This is a genomic window from Leptospira hartskeerlii (assembly GCF_002811475.1).
Taxonomy (GTDB): Bacteria; Spirochaetota; Leptospiria; order Leptospirales; family Leptospiraceae; genus Leptospira_B; species Leptospira_B hartskeerlii.
In genome coordinates this window covers 84057-99062 of sequence record NZ_NPDL01000001.1, presented here as the reverse complement: position 1 = coordinate 99062, position 15006 = coordinate 84057, and the positions used below count along the sequence as shown (strand labels likewise).

The following is a 15006-nucleotide window of genomic DNA, read 5'->3' as shown; positions in this document are numbered from 1 at the left end:
GGATTTTCAAATGGCAGTAACTAACGCACCTCCGGGCTACAAGTTCACAGAAAAACACGAATGGGTAAAAGTAGAAGGAGATACCGCATTGATCGGGATCTCCGACTATGCTCAGGCGGCACTCGGAGATATCGTTTTTGTGGACCTTCCTAAAGCTGGAAAATCGATCAAACAATTCGATACATTCGGAACAATAGAATCCGTAAAGGCAGCCGAAGATTTATACGCTCCTATCAGCGGAGAAGTAGTCGAAGTTAATGGAAACCTTTCCAAAAACCCGGCTGCAGTAAATTCGGATCCTTTCGGCTCTTGGATGATCCGAGTCAAAGTGGTCAATTCTTCCGAGCTAGAGAAATTATTAGATCCCGAATCTTACAGAGAATTAGTAAGCAAACTGGATTAGGAAAATAGAATGAATACGGCAACTTGGAACGAATCCGGTAAACAAACTGAAATGGACCCTTTGGATACTTTTTCCAGAAGGCATATAGGTCCTGATGCAGAACAGATCAAAGAAATGTTGTCCACACTCGGATTATCCGGGTTGGAGGAGTTGGTAGCAAAAGCAATTCCAGAAGGAATTCGTTTGGAAAAAGCCTTGGATCTTCCTAAGGCTTCTACCGAAAGAAAGATCTTAAACGATCTAAAAAAGATCGCTTCTAAAAACAAGTTGTATCGTTCTTATATCGGTTCCGGCTACCAAGCAAGCGTAATGCCTGGAGTTATCCAAAGAAATATTTTGGAAAACCCAGGTTGGTACACGGCTTACACTCCTTACCAAGCGGAAATTTCCCAAGGAAGATTAGAGGCACTTCTAAATTTCCAAACTATGATCATGGATCTAACAGGTTTGGAAATTTCAAATGCTTCTCTTTTAGATGAAGCTACCGCTGCCGCAGAAGCAGTATTCTTAGCTTATGGAATTCGTAAAAACGAAACCTCCAAATTACTTTTTATCTCCGAGTTATGCCATCCTCAAACAATTGATGTAGTTCGCACAAGAGCGCTTCCTCTTGGGATCGAAGTAAATATTGGAAACCATTTAAACGCAGAATTAAACGAAGATTACTTTGCGGTATTAGTCCAATATCCAGGAACAGAAGGAACCGTTTATAATTACGAAAGTTTCTTCCAACTCGCTCATAATATTGGAGCTCTAACAATCTGTGCTGCAGATCTACTTTCACTCACAGTTCTAAAGGCTCCTGGGGAATTCGGAGCGGATATCGCAGTTGGAAGCACTCAAAGATTCGGATTACCTTATGGATTCGGCGGACCTCATGCCGGTTATTTCGCAACAAAAGACGAATTCAAAAGAAATATGCCTGGAAGACTTGTAGGAGTTTCTAAGGACAGCCAAGGAAATCCTGGACTCAGACTTTCTCTACAGACGAGAGAGCAACATATCAGAAGAGATAAGGCGACTTCTAACATCTGCACTGCGCAAGTCTTGTTAGCTGTTCTTTCTTCTATGTATGCAATCTATCATGGGCCTAAAGGATTAAAAGACATCGCTCTTAGAGTTCATAGACTTACTGAAACATTGGCAAAAAATTTGGAGAAGGCAGGCTTTGCCATCCAAAACAAAACTTTCTTCGATACGATCGTTTTAGATTTAGGATCCAAGGCTCAAACTTATATAGATACGGCTTCTAAAAAAGAGATCAATTTCAGAAGTTTAGGAAACGGCAAAATTTCAATCGCCCTAGACGAAACCGTAGAAGTTTCCGATCTGGAAGATATTCTTTCCGTATTCGGGATCTCTAAGATCGATCTTTCCTTAGAAGGAATTTCCATCCCGAATGAATTTGTCCGAACTTCCGAATATCTTACACATCCTGTCTTCAACTCTCATCACACTGAAACAAAGATGTTAAGATATATTAGAAAATTGGAATCCAGAGACCTTTCTCTTACTACTTCCATGATCCCTCTTGGTTCTTGCACAATGAAACTCAACGCTACTGTGGAAATGTTCCCTATAACTTGGCCTGAGTTCTCTGATATACATCCATTCGCACCGGCAAGCCAAACAGAAGGATACAGAACCGTATTCTCTCAATTGGAATCTTGGCTTTCTCAAGTGACCGGATTCCCTGGGATTTCTCTGCAACCAAATGCAGGATCTCAAGGAGAATATGCAGGACTTCTCGCAATCCGAAACTATCATATTAGCAGAGGAGATAAGGACAGAAATATCTGTTTGATCCCAATCTCTGCACATGGAACCAATCCTGCCTCTGCTGCGATGGTTGGATTCAAAGTGGTTGTAGTTGCTTGTGATTCGGAAGGAAACGTAGACTTAGAAGATCTAAAAGCAAAAGCACAAGAACATTCTAAAGACCTAGCCGCACTGATGATCACCTACCCTTCTACACATGGAGTGTACGAAGAGCCTATCAAAGAAATCTGTTCGATCATTCATGAGAATGGGGGGCAGGTTTATATGGATGGAGCGAATATGAACGCTCAAGTAGGACTTACAAGACCTGCAAATATCGGCGCAGACGTTTGCCATTTAAACTTACACAAAACTTTCTGCATTCCTCACGGTGGAGGAGGACCTGGAGTCGGGCCTATCGGAGTTGCAAAACATCTGAAACCATTCTTACCTGGTCACCCTCTTGTAGATAACGGAACCGGAAATGAACATGGCGCCGTCTCTGCTGCTCCTTGGGGAAGCGCGAGTATCGTTCTGATCTCTTGGGTGTACATTGCACTTTTAGGAACGGAAGGATTGGAAGAAGCAACCAAAGCTGCAATTCTAAATGCGAACTATATAGCAAAACGTTTAGAAAACTATTTCCCGGTACTTTACAAAGGTAAAAACGGATTTGTTGCCCACGAATGTATCTTAGATGTAAGACCTTTCAAAAAGACTAGCGGAATAGAAGTAGAAGATATTGCAAAACGTCTGATGGACTATGGATTCCACGCACCTACAATGTCCTTCCCTGTTCCTGGAACTTTGATGATAGAACCTACCGAATCGGAATCCCAAGAAGAATTGGATCGTTTCTGTGAGGCGATGATCTCCATCCACTCAGAGATCCAAGAAATCGAGCAAGGCAAAGCGGATGCTAAGGATAACCCATTAAAGAATGCACCTCATACTTCTGCGATGGTCATCTCTGATAACTGGGATCATGCTTATTCCAGAGAAAAAGCCGCTTATCCTGCGCCTTGGACCAAAGAGCATAAATTCTGGCCTTATGTAGGAAGAATAGATAACGTATATGGAGATAGGAACCTAGTTTGTTCCTGCCTTCCTTTAGAATCTTATCTTTAATTTTTTCTAAAAGTCGGAGTATAATAAAAAGACCGGGGCAAAACACCTCGGTCTTTTTGTTTTAAAAAGAATGAAGATTAGAAATTAATCGTCTTTCTTTTTCTTTTTGGATTTTTTAGACTTCTTGGAGTCGTCGTCATCATCTTTGTCTTTTTTAGACTTCTTTGACTTTTTAGATTTTTTGGAATCTCCATCATCGCCATCGTCCTTATCCTTCTTGGATTTTTTGGACTTTTTAGAATCGGAATCATCGTCATCTTTATCTTTTTTAGATTTCTTGGAATCCTTATCGTCATCCTCATCCTTCTCTTTCTTAGCCTTTTTCTTTTTCTTAGGCTCGTCTTGGTCGTCGTCTTCGTCCTTATCTTTGGACTTTTTAGCCTTAGACTTTTTTACTGAATCTCCTGAATCAGAAGCTTTTCCAGGTTTAGCCCTACAATAAGCATCTACATTAGTTCCGTCTTGTTTGCTATAACCGGAAACCCATGTACAATCCGAATCGGATTCACATTGACCTTTGGATAAACCTTGGCATTGAGATTCCGCAGAAAGAGAAGTCCCACTTAAAATAAGCAGACCTGCGAAGAGAATACTAGTTATGAATTTTAAAAGATATATCGGTTTACGATACATTCTATCGACTCCTAAATCGAATGGTTCGACAAGGATCTATATAGAAAAAGAATTTGCGATCCTGAAATATTCCTAACCGAAAAATTATATTAGAATCGTTTTAAAAAGGTGGGTCGGGAGGGGAATTCCTCCCGACCAAACACAGTCAGGAATCAACCGCCATAGTACATCAACTGGAACCCGTATAAAGGATATAAAATGCCCATCTAATCTAACATTAACTCCCCGGGTCCATACCTTCAGAGCGGTCCGCATTCTACTATCGAGTCTTCGAATCGTCAAGCTCACAAAATAAATCCGGCACAAATTTTGGAAAAAAATTTCATTTGGAAATATCTTTTTTCGAACACTCGATATTCCATCAGCCATATTACGCAGAATATATTCACTATTTGTAATAGTCTCTGACTAGATCGGCCGTATTCCAAACTTTATACCGGCTGTTCAAAATTTCTATAGATACAGAATAAACAGGACGGATACATTTTGGTCCCGGATCTTAACTTGAAATCAATAAGTTATATATGATCCAAGTTCGGAATTGGAAGTTTAAGTGGGAAATGTTAGAAGAAATAAAAAAGGCCGGAGTTAAATCCGGCCTTATATGATTGCGGTAGAAACCCGGCAACGTCCTACTCTCCCACACAGCGAACCATGCAGTACCATCAGCGATGAGAGGCTTAACTTCCGTGTTCGGGATGGGAACGGGTGTGACCCTCTCTCTATAACCACCGAGAATCTATAACCAGTATTCCCTGCCGACCTCGGAAGTCTACTTTTTTTCGTAGAAAAAGAAGAAGTTTTTTGAAAGAAGAAGCCCCCGAAATTTCCCCGAGTGTGAACTCAGATCGGAATTTTAGTATTCCAAAGAAAGCGCTCTGACTTCTTCCCTGGAATATGCATCCGGTTTTTTTAATATTTGGACCAATGCTTTGAATTCTCTTGGAAGAAGTCTTCCTGGATGTTTATTAAAATAATATTTGGAAGATCTGTAGATCCCATTTAAACCCCGGCCCCAATATACAAGATTCAAATAGTATTCTAAAACTCCCTCCTTACCTAATTCTTCATCAAGAGCTTGTGCAATTCGGATCTCTTTTAGTTTGCGTGTTAATGTTTTATCTCTGGATAAAAATAATGTTCTAGCAAGTTGTTGATCCAGAGTACTGGCTCCCCTTAATCTTCTGAACATAAAGACAGCTTGTATGATAGAAGATTGTATATCTGCTAAAGAATATCCTCTATGTCTGTAGAATCTATAATCTTCTACTTCAACCAAGTATTCTAAACTTCCAGGGGGCAATTCTTCTAATCTCACCCAATCGTTTTCGAGTGGGACCGACTCTAAGTTTTCCGGTAGATAAACTAATTTGTTCTCTCTGAATAAGATCCTTTTTTCAGGAAACGTTTGGTAATAAATAAGAAGAAGGAATACTAATACCAGAAGACTCCTGATCTCAAAGAAAAACCATCTATGTAAAAAATGATTTCCTTCTCTCATTGGACTTCAGGATGGTTTTGTTTGTCGTATATCAAAAATACTTCCTGCTCTATCTGTTCGGAAGATACAAGTTTCCAATCTGCTTTGTCAAAGTTATGATATGCAGACTCTCCACCGGTGATCGAAGGCAAACCAATCTGTCCAATAAAGAATGGAACGATAGTGAGATAGAGTCTATCCACAAGTCCCTTTCTAAAAAAGGAATCATTCAGTCTGGGACCGCCTTCTAAAAGTATTTTGGAATGTCCTCTTTTTTCCAATTCTTTCAGAATGATCTCCGGATCCAGATCTTCTCCTTGTAATGGAACTATCTCCGCAAACTCGGATAATTCGGATCTTACTTGGGATTCATTTTTAGAAGTACAGAATAGAAGTGGTTTTACTTTAGAAAAATGGAATACTTTTCTATCAGAAGGTAATGTCCCTGTTCTAACAAGGATAATAGCCCTTGGCTCCTTCTCGGATTCCACATATCTTAAATGAGTGACCGGATCATCGTTGAGTAAGCTGTTTTTTCCTAGGATAAGCGCATCAGCTTCGGAACGGATCTGGTCCATTCTTCTCTTATCGTTTCTGGAAGATAGACCATACCATTTTCCGTCGGGGCGACATACCTTTCCGTCCAAGGTCATTGCCATGTTGACCGCTAAAAAAGGACGACTCATTGAGGTTTGGAAGCGAGGGTTTCGGAAAGCAATTTGAGAACTCTTCCTCTGCAGGTACCGCAACCAGTACAGCAACTTGTGTCTCTCATCAATTTACCCAAAGTGTCATTCCCTCTGCGGATAGAATTTGTAATATCCTCTTCGGATACTTGGTTGCATACGCAAACCTTTCTAGGTCGCATCAGGGCGTTCAGGTCTATTTGACTAAAGTCGGAAGAATTCATCAGGCCTTCTAATTATTGGACGCCGAAAGCAAAACCATCACTCAGGCTAAACATAAGAAGGCCAGGATCAAGAGAATTTTTTCTAATATTATAACGGATTCCAGAAGGGATATTTCTCGTTGACAACTGGACTTTCAAGCTCATCCTCATTCGGAAAATTCCATAAAGGAAACCTACAGAATGCAAGTAACCAAACGCGCTCCCTTAAGGGAAATTTTCGGATGGTGCATGTTCGATTTCGCCAATTCTAGTTATACCACTGTAATTATAACAGTCATCTACTGCAGAGTTTTCGCCGAAGTAATCGTTCCAACATCCTCCAATCCGGCAAATCCCTATGAAGATGGGAATTTTTTATTTGGACTAGCTTTATTTTTCTCTTATCTATTAGTAGTAGTGACCGGTCCGTTATTCGGGGCCATCTCCGACTTCTCCGCTAAGAAGAAAACTTTCCTTTTCTGGAGTTATATCAGCTGCGTAATTAGTACCGCAGCTTTTTGGTTAGTTTCGACTCCAGGTTCTTGGCATTTAGGTTTTGCTTTAATCATTCTTTCCAACTTCTTCTTTGCTTCCGGAGAAAACTTTGCTTCTTCCTTCCTACCTCATTTGGGACCAAAGGAAGAATTAGGAAAAATTTCAGGTTATGCTTGGGGGGTTGGGTATATGGGAGGACTTCTTTCCGTATTCTTGGTCCAAACTTTCGTGGCACCTTCGATCGATCCTGCGATCTATAGTTCTCTTAGATTTGTAGGACCTCTTACTGCATTATTCTTTTTACTCGCCGGTATTCCAACATTCTTACTTTTGAAGGAATACCAACCGGCTGCGAAGATACCGGAAGGAGAAAGCTATTTTACTATCGGTTTTAAACAATTATCACAGAGTATTAAATCCGTAAGGTATTTCAAAGATCTTGTCATTTATTTGATCTCTCTATTCTTCTCTATGGCGGCGCTTGCGATTGTTATCGCATTTGCTTTCTTGTACGGAAACCAAGAGATTAAGATCACTCCGGATCAAGAAAAAGCATTATTCATTTTGCTCCAATTTTTCGCGATGATAGGTGCAATATTCTTCGGATTCGTTCAAGATAGGATCGGAGCCAAAAAAACTTTCAATATAACTTTGGTCTTTTGGATCTTCTGCCTCATCGGAATTTATTTCGTAAGAGAGATCACTAGTTTTGTAAACGGACTAGGAGTGGATATCTCGGTACAATGGGTGTTCGTGATCTTCGGAACTCTCGCAGGTTCGGGAGTTGGTTCTACCCAATCGGCAAGTAGAGCGATTGTCGGGATCTTCTCCCCAGAATCTAAGTCTGGAGAATTTTTCGGTCTCTGGGGTCTTTCCGGAAAACTGGCGGCAGCCATCGGAGTTTTTGCGATAGGCATATTACAGAAAATTTTCGATTTAAGAAATGCGTTCTTAGTGGTTGCCGTATTCTTCTTTATCTCTTTGATCATCAATACATTCGTGAATGAAAAAAGAGGGGTCGAAAAAGCGAAGGATTGGGAAAGAAACGGAGGGCATTAGTCCTACTTCTTCCAAGCTTTTGCTTGAAAATCTGAAGCTAGTCGTTTATAGTTAGATCGTGGCTGGCACAGAGTTCAATACGGAAGATGAGTTCGAGTCCCACCAGAGCCAAAGAAAATTGGCTTTGGCGACTATGGACGAATTGACTCAAACCAAATTGGATCTCTTAGATGCTGGTAAAGAAATTCCTAAATTTCTAAACTACGCCATCTCTTATTTGAACCGTAAATATCTCACCGAAGAAAAAGTGATCAGCGATCTGATCGTAAGAAGAGATTCTGCGAGTTAATTACTCGTCTTCATCGTCCTTTTCTTTTTCAGCTTCTATCCTTATTTCAGAGATCACTGCTTGGGCCTCGTCAAAGATCGGGGTCAGGGTAGAAGTATCCGCATCTATCTCGCCGACTGTATCTTCCAGATAATAAGTGCCCTGTGTTGTTAAAAAAAAGAATCTCACCTGTTCCAAGTCTGGATTCGGAGTCCAACGAACCTTCTTCCCTTGTTTCCAAAGATATGCGTATTTATGAATAAAACGTATCGAACTTTTTTGGATACTTTCTCTTCCTCCACCTCCTATAAAAGAAGCGCCTGAAGTTAAGAATAAGCTCGCGTCTCCGGAAAGAAATGTGGCTAAAGTGACTATTTCTCTTTGGGTAGGCCAGTCCATGATGATCCCGTACACGACAGTTTTGTCATTTGTGTTTTGGACACCTATATCATCGTATTCTGTTTCGAATGCGAGTTCTCTTAATTCTTTATAAGGTGACTTATCGATCGAGGGTGTGCAGGCAAGGGCCAGCAATATAACAAGTATATTATAAAAATTAAATTTGAGTAGAAGGCCCGAAAACTTCTCTAACATGCGAGTATACCGCTTTATTTTCCAAAGGAATATATCTTTGGAAACCTATCCTGATAGACATCAGGAAAGACTCCTTTTTGCAAAAAGAAGAAAAGGAATTTAAGAAAAATTCCTGGATTTGAAAAGATCAAATCCTTCTTATTTCTTTTTGGCCTTTTTCTTCGGAGTCTTAACGGCTGCTTTTTTCTTGGGAGAAGATTTTTTAGGAACGGTCTTCTTCTTGGCAGGTTTTTTCTTAGCTACTACCCTTTTTTTACCTTCTTCACTTGCAGTAAGGCTTGGGTCTCTTTCCGTATTTTTAATATGAGAAGTATGTCTGAATCTAAGCGCGGACCAATCATCATCGATAGAGATCAATCTTACCCCTTCGAAACTGATTTTTCCGAGGGGATCCCAACCTGCATCTCTATGAATGGATACGTTATATTTACGGGAGGTCTTTTTAGGATAGGCCAACCATAAGAGTCCGTCGTCTATCAAGGTGGTAGGCACCATAGAAGCAATATTGCGGATCTCGACTTCGGTTTGGACGAATGCAAGTATGAGTCTATATCTTTTTCCGGACCTTAGCGCTCGATCTACCGGAGCCCCTAAACTGGAAAGTGCGGGTTCGAATTCGTAAGGAGAAGATAAAACACAAATCTCCCCTTCGCCAGGTTTGAATTGTAATTTACCGAACACGGAATGGATAGCCATCGGTAAATAGAATCCTTTTCGCCAAGAAAAGGCAAGCGAGAAAACGAAAACATTTTTTTACATATGTGGATAACAGTCGTTATTCAATGACTTGGAACCAACGTCATGCGCCAAAGGATAATCAAGTAAGAAGTTTATCAGACAAGAGATCCGGATAGTTTTGCCACAGATTTTCCTTTTTCTAGATCTATCAAAAACCACAGTATACTATGATATATCTCAATAACAAAAAGGTATACCTTTTTCCCTTATTCTAATGTTATAAAATTCTCTTATTGGAATTCCAACATTTTAGAGACTAATCTCTTTTGGTTGAGTTCAAGATCTCTCAGCTTATGGCGAACATTCTTGTCTACCTTTCGTAGGTATTTTTTATATGTTACGATAATCTGTTTTTGTTTATTATAAGGAAGAGGATTAGTCTCCTCATGTAGTTTGGTCTCCACACTAGGTGCTATAGATTGAACTGGAGTATCCGGCCAGATCAATTCAGTATCATAACTGGAATAATATTCTAATTTTATTTCTTTATTATTGTTAGGAGTTCTCTTTCCTTCGCTTCCGATCTGAGGGCCCTTGGGATCTATGTTGATCACCCTACGCATTTCTCTTACGAAAATTTCTCCATTAGAGTTCGTACGTTTGAATTGCATAATGATCTTTTCTAATTTTTCAGGATTGCTGCCCGGATAGATAAAAATACGCGCATTATAAAGATAAGTTTTAGGGAAGTCCCAAAAGGATTCACCGGAACCCATGTCCAATTCTAAATAAGGTTTATTATCCCTGTCTGTTTTTAAAAACTGAGGTAATTCCTGAGGCTCGTCGCCGATATATCGTAACGCTTTTTTGGTGGTATCCATTTGAAGGATCTTATTGATCTGATGAATATTTTGAGAGATAGAAGCGTGTAAATTATCTATCTCGATATCGGAAAACCCCGCCTTACGAATAGCTTCGATCTGACGCTCTATTTCTCTTTCTTCCATGGTCAGAATTTTAGGAGCCGCGTCTATTTGTATGAATACGGCCAAAAGAGAAATTATGAGAAAGATAAGAGTTTTCATTAGATGCCTTCCTTCTAAATATCGAAAAGACTATACCCCATTCTTGATCCTAAAAAGGATTTTTTCAAGGGTTCTTTCCTGATTATGCCTCGAATCTTCCGCCCGAACGCCTATTTCGAAGAAGAACTCCGACTTGGAAAATTATTTCCGCGGGAGTTGGAGGCAAGGAATTCCGTATTAGAGTCCTCTTTTTCTGTTCTCGGCTCTTTTCCCGACTCGGCAAAAATTTTAGTTCATTCTCCACCGGAGGAAAACTGGATCAAATATTGGAGGGAGAAGGGAGTACAGATCCCAAAACCTATTCTTCTCAGAAACTTAAAACAATCTTTGCAAAAAGAAAAAGAGATCCAATTGGAAGAATGGGGAAAAATCTCCCGCTGGAATTCCAACAATAACGAATTAGAAATAGATCCAATACTTTCAGACTCCGCAAAAAAATACGGATCTAAATTGAACCAAAACGATTGGAACCGAGAATCCAATCCCGATTTTTTCGCATATTCAATACGTAATAGAGGAGACTGGGAGAAATTCCTAGAAAAGGAAAAAGACAATTTCTCTCCCGATCAAAGGTTCGTTTTTAAAACCGAGTTCGGATTTGCCGGTTCTCAAAAATTTAGAGACGTTTCCGGACTAAATGATCTGGCTGATCTATTCTTAAAGGTAAAAAGAGAACCTTTTCTAATAGAGACCTGGGTAGATAGAACCAAAGATTTTAGCTTATTATTCTCCGCAAAAAACGGAAAATTTAAAATTGAAGAAGGTACCATTCTACTCAACGATCATAAAGGAAAATATTCCGGGACTTGGATGGGAGAATTTTCAGAAATCGAAAGTTACCTTTCCGAAATGCCAGAAAGTTTTTCTAAGATCTCCGAATTCCATCCGAATTATGAAGGGTATGGTTCGGTAGATTCTTTCTTTTACAGATCTAAAGGGAACGAAGTTTTACGTAAAATTTCAGAGGTCAATTTTAGATGGACCATGGGCTGTTTGTTATTGGAACTCCGACGGAGATTTCCTAAGAAGGGAAACGACCTTCTTCTTTTTCTCCCTAAAGTCCAAAACTCAGATCCTTATTCTAGGCTAAAAACTTGGGAGAAAGAAACTGGCTGGGAAATTCTTCCGCTTTCTACATTCTTCTCCCCTTACAGAAGACCGAACCAGAAAAACCTAATTTGGGTGCGCCTCCCGGCTCATAAAACCCAGGATCCTTGGGAAACTGCCAAAATCGTTTCGGAAAGCGGTACCCGAGTTCTAGGCCCTTGAAATGTACTTGTGATTCTTTACCTGCCTCCGAGACTGGTTCCAATCCCTTCGGGGAACTATAGCCTGCAGATATTACTCAGGTTTCAGGAAAAGAGATGGAACTGTTTCTCAATTACTCGCTGTATATTATCGTAAGTATCGGATTCTTGATTCCCTTCACTGGATTTGTTGTCGGAGCGGGAGCAATTGTAAATGCTACCGTTGCTGGATTTGCCGTTAACTTGTTGGCTCAAATCGTAGAAGAGGATAGGCTTAAAGGTTATCTCGAAAAGAATAAGTCCACTATGATCGGTCAGGCTTTATTAAAAGCAATCGAGGCTGGTAAAACTAAATTGCAACCAGGTTCAGTTGCTTCTCACGCAGAAGAGCATGGTCATGACGGACATCATCTGATCTCCGTTCAAACTTACTCTCTCGTGTTTGCTGCATTGATCCTTGGAACCATTATTACCGTATTAGTTGCACAAGTTGACTTCGGAGCAATGAACACTGTAATCGCTATGCTTGTAGCGACTATCAAAGCTTCCTTAGTATTAGCGTATTTCATGCACCTTAAGTATGATAACGTAATGAACAGAGTGATCTTCGGATCCGGCTTCCTGTTCTTACTTCTTCTTTTTGGATTCTCCGTAGCGGACATCTACACAAGAGCGAAAATTTTCGCCGGCTTCCCTTACTAAGAAGAATACAATACTTTCAAGTATTTCAAAAGAACCGGCTTTAACGCCGGTTTTTTTGTAGCCTCAGGTTTTCTTACCAGCTTTCGTATCCGAATCGAATAGAGGAAACTTGAACATGATCCTATTAGAGCGTTATAGTCTAGGTCTTTTATTGCCAGGGATCATTTTATTTTCTGCCTGTATTGAAAAAGTTCCGGAAATCAAAAAGACAATCGAGATCCCTGAGTTAGGCTTAGTATTAAATTATGAAGGTTGGATTTACGAAGAATATGATCCAAACCGAGACAATTCCGAATCCAGTCGTTCTAAAAACAAAAGAGAATCACAAAACGATAAACAAGTTAAGGTAATGTTTTATCTTTTTGAACCGGAGCAAAGTAAAACTTCTGAGATCAGGACCAATATCAATTTTGTTTCAGAGCCTATTCCTGCAAAATATTCCAAGGCAACTTTAGAGGATTACGTTGCTTCCATCAGCGGATTATATTCAAATATATATAAAGAATACGAAATACTTTCTGTTCCTCAAAAATGCAGTTTCGGAAAAGAGAAATGTATCTTTTTTGAATCTAAATTTGTTCTTCCAAACACTGCGGAAAAGAAGCAAATCCGAACTCTGCAATGGATTTTTTTTAAAGAAGGTTATGTATATATTTTTACGGGAACAATACCTGAATCAGAGTTTTCGGAGAAGAATAAAAAAATCCTTAACACGATCCAAACACTTATCGAAAAGAAAGAGAATTAAAAACGCCTATCTATTTCCTAAACGCGTGTTTTTTCCTTAGTAATATCCTCATATTCTACCAGCAGTTTATAGATCATTACTGCTTCTTTCCAAATATGGATCTTTCCTTCTCGATTCAAATTTCTGACATACTCATTCACTTCAGGAAGCCTAGATCTGAAAAAATAGAATAATTTTTTATCTTCTATCGCGATATGACTTACCAACCAATCTTTTAGATCCTGGATCAAAATTGCCAATGATTCCAGTTCCTCCTTTTCGCTTCTGTCTATCATATCGTTAATAAGTATATTAAAGTTCTCGTGCTGTTTCTGATGACCTCTTTCTCCTATGTAGCGAAAATTATGCATGATTGCTTCTTCGGTACTGAAATGTTCCCGAATATATTCTATGGTTTCTTGGATCGCGTTTTTCAGTTCGAGACTTAAATACTCACCGCCGATCTCTTGTTTTAACTTCTGTTTATATAATTTATCAGTTTTCACCAATAGTTGCAAAAGCCAGAGATGTTGGATATCCACAATGGCAATCCCTGTTTTGAGTTTATAGCGATACCAAAGGTCCGAGATCAGTTTTAAATTGTCCTCTCCTATAACGTTAAATTCTTTCGAGACAGTTTGTTTAGTCGAGTATACCACCGAAGCATACAATTCCTCGATTTCTCTGGAGTGAGGTGAAGACCTCAAGCGTTGATTTAGTGAAGAAGAGACTTCCTGAGTGATATTAACGTCTGCAAGATCCACGTATTGTCTGTCTTCGCTGAGAATATGTCTGAATAACCACTTTTTCAGATTTTTTAGCAGTTCCATTACTGCATGTTCGAAATTTCCCTCAAAATTCTTTCGGACTCGATTCTTTAAAGCGGTAAGGAACCGCATATGTTGCAATCTATGTTGCCCTAGTTTTGTATAACCGATGCTCTCTAAAAGTTCTTCCTCCAGAGCAAAATGTTCGGATGCATAATCCAATGTTTTAGAAAGCGCAGTCGTAAAGGTTGCCTCTAATTCCGATCTGCTTCCCGACTCGAGTTTATCTTCTAGATCAGCAAGAATTCCGATCAACCAAAGATGTTGTTTATCTATTTCAGGAATTCCTAAAGAAAGATCGAACGTCTTCCAAATGCCTCTGATTTTTTCTATAACCCTTTCGTCATACATGAGATCGTCCTCATAGCTGTTTTGCGGAAAGCTAATACAAGGATTAGATGAGCGGATCCAAGATGAATCAGAAATCGAACGAAAGGAATTGATTTATATCAAATCAAAGGAAGAGATGGAAATTAGATGCCATATCTTTTGATGATGGATTTTGCTTCTTCTACGAATAGGTTTTCTTCTTCTTTTGTGAAAGGTTTGAATACATTCTCTTGAAATCTTTTCGCTAATTGTATGTATTCCAAACAACCTGCGATACTTATCTCAGGCTTTGCTTTTTTTTCGTAGATGACTATATCCCCATTCTTAGGGATCACCATTGATCTAGGAGGGATTTTTTTACCACCGCGGATCATACAACCTGCGAGTATCATTGCACCGTCTCCGATCACTGCCTCATCTAAAATGATAGTGCCGATCCCTATCAGACAACCCTTCCCGATCTTACAACCGTGAAGCATCGTATTATGACCCACTAATGTATAATCATCTATGAATAAACTACCAGTAGAGTCCGTATGGAGAGTACTATTATCTTGTATGTTTACTCCCTCACCCAATTTGATCTCGTTCAGATCCGCACGAACTACAGCACTCGGCCAGAGAGAGGATAGTGGTCCCATCTCTAACATGCCGAATGCAGTTGCAGCAGGATGGATAAATGCCGTCTCGTGAATTTTCATAG

16 protein-coding genes and 1 rRNA gene are annotated in these 15006 nt (G+C 39.6%); 7 read left to right on the top strand and 10 right to left on the bottom strand.

The window, feature by feature from the left end:
* Nucleotides 1-10: 10 nt before the first annotated feature.
* Complete coding sequence (gene gcvH / locus CH352_RS00505; RefSeq protein ID WP_100708077.1) at nt 11-403, top strand: glycine cleavage system protein GcvH; 393 nt, start codon at nt 11-13, stop codon at nt 401-403.
* Between the two features lie 9 nt (nt 404-412).
* The gene (gene gcvP / locus CH352_RS00500) at nt 413-3289 is read left to right on the top strand and encodes an aminomethyl-transferring glycine dehydrogenase (protein ID WP_100708076.1); all 2877 of its coding nucleotides are present in this window, start codon (nt 413-415) and stop codon (nt 3287-3289) included.
* Between the two features lie 84 nt (nt 3290-3373).
* Here the strand turns inward: gcvP and CH352_RS00495 are convergent, their stop codons facing one another.
* The 5 genes from CH352_RS00495 to CH352_RS00475 form a co-directional block, all read right to left on the bottom strand.
* Nucleotides 3374-3922, bottom strand: a complete 549-nt coding sequence (locus CH352_RS00495) for a hypothetical protein (RefSeq protein WP_100708075.1) — start codon at nt 3920-3922, stop codon at nt 3374-3376.
* Between the two features lie 619 nt (nt 3923-4541).
* Nucleotides 4542-4658: ribosomal RNA gene (gene rrf, locus CH352_RS00490) — 5S ribosomal RNA — on the bottom strand.
* 120 nt (nt 4659-4778) lie between these two features.
* Entirely contained in the window at nt 4779-5423 is a 645-nt protein-coding gene (locus CH352_RS00485) for a biosynthetic peptidoglycan transglycosylase (RefSeq protein WP_100708074.1), read from the bottom strand.
* The gene (locus CH352_RS00480) at nt 5420-6088 is read right to left on the bottom strand and encodes a RibD family protein (protein WP_100708073.1); all 669 of its coding nucleotides are present in this window, start codon (nt 6086-6088) and stop codon (nt 5420-5422) included. The genes CH352_RS00485 and CH352_RS00480 overlap by 4 nt, the downstream gene beginning before the upstream one ends.
* A complete protein-coding gene (locus tag CH352_RS00475; protein WP_008589782.1) occupies nt 6085-6312 on the bottom strand; it encodes a (2Fe-2S)-binding protein in 228 nt (75 codons plus the stop codon). Before CH352_RS00475 ends, CH352_RS00480 begins: the two co-directional genes overlap by 4 nt.
* 180 nt (nt 6313-6492) lie before the next feature.
* Between CH352_RS00475 and CH352_RS00470 the strand changes: the two genes are divergently transcribed.
* Nucleotides 6493-7845: an MFS transporter gene (locus tag CH352_RS00470; RefSeq protein ID WP_100708072.1), complete on the top strand. Its 1353-nt coding sequence runs from the start codon at nt 6493-6495 to the stop codon at nt 7843-7845.
* Between the two features lie 58 nt (nt 7846-7903).
* Nucleotides 7904-8134, top strand: a complete 231-nt coding sequence (locus CH352_RS00465) for a hypothetical protein (RefSeq protein WP_100708071.1) — start codon at nt 7904-7906, stop codon at nt 8132-8134.
* On the opposite strand, the gene CH352_RS00460 is transcribed toward CH352_RS00465, so the two are convergent.
* From CH352_RS00460 to CH352_RS00450, 3 genes are all read right to left on the bottom strand, one after another.
* Nucleotides 8135-8707: a hypothetical protein gene (locus CH352_RS00460; protein ID WP_100708070.1), complete on the bottom strand. Its 573-nt coding sequence runs from the start codon at nt 8705-8707 to the stop codon at nt 8135-8137.
* 138 nt (nt 8708-8845) lie between these two features.
* Entirely contained in the window at nt 8846-9403 is a 558-nt protein-coding gene (locus tag CH352_RS00455; RefSeq protein WP_100708069.1) for a hypothetical protein, read from the bottom strand.
* A 272-nt stretch (nt 9404-9675) separates the two neighbouring features.
* The gene (locus tag CH352_RS00450) at nt 9676-10470 is read right to left on the bottom strand and encodes an LIC13212 family protein (RefSeq protein WP_100708068.1); all 795 of its coding nucleotides are present in this window, start codon (nt 10468-10470) and stop codon (nt 9676-9678) included.
* 84 nt (nt 10471-10554) lie between these two features.
* Between CH352_RS00450 and CH352_RS00445 the strand changes: the two genes are divergently transcribed.
* The 3 genes from CH352_RS00445 to CH352_RS00435 all read left to right on the top strand — a co-directional run bounded on the left by CH352_RS00445 (nt 10555) and on the right by CH352_RS00435 (nt 13167).
* The gene (locus tag CH352_RS00445) at nt 10555-11739 is read left to right on the top strand and encodes a hypothetical protein (protein ID WP_100708067.1); all 1185 of its coding nucleotides are present in this window, start codon (nt 10555-10557) and stop codon (nt 11737-11739) included.
* Between the two features lie 95 nt (nt 11740-11834).
* On the top strand, nt 11835-12419 hold the full coding sequence (locus CH352_RS00440) for a cytochrome C oxidase subunit IV family protein (RefSeq protein WP_100708066.1): 585 nt from the start codon (nt 11835-11837) through the stop codon (nt 12417-12419).
* A 115-nt stretch (nt 12420-12534) separates the two neighbouring features.
* The gene (locus tag CH352_RS00435; RefSeq protein WP_100708065.1) at nt 12535-13167 is read left to right on the top strand and encodes an LIC_13215 family putative lipoprotein; all 633 of its coding nucleotides are present in this window, start codon (nt 12535-12537) and stop codon (nt 13165-13167) included.
* 17 nt (nt 13168-13184) lie between these two features.
* Here the strand turns inward: CH352_RS00435 and CH352_RS00430 are convergent, their stop codons facing one another.
* Both CH352_RS00430 and CH352_RS00425 read right to left on the bottom strand, forming a co-directional pair.
* Nucleotides 13185-14324: a bacteriohemerythrin gene (locus tag CH352_RS00430; RefSeq protein WP_100708064.1), complete on the bottom strand. Its 1140-nt coding sequence runs from the start codon at nt 14322-14324 to the stop codon at nt 13185-13187.
* A gap of 122 nt (nt 14325-14446) precedes the next feature.
* Nucleotides 14447-15004 carry a gamma carbonic anhydrase family protein gene (locus CH352_RS00425; RefSeq protein WP_100708063.1) on the bottom strand — a complete coding sequence of 186 codons (558 nt, stop codon included), beginning with the start codon at nt 15002-15004 and terminating at the stop codon, nt 14447-14449.
* Nucleotides 15005-15006 lie beyond the last annotated feature (2 nt).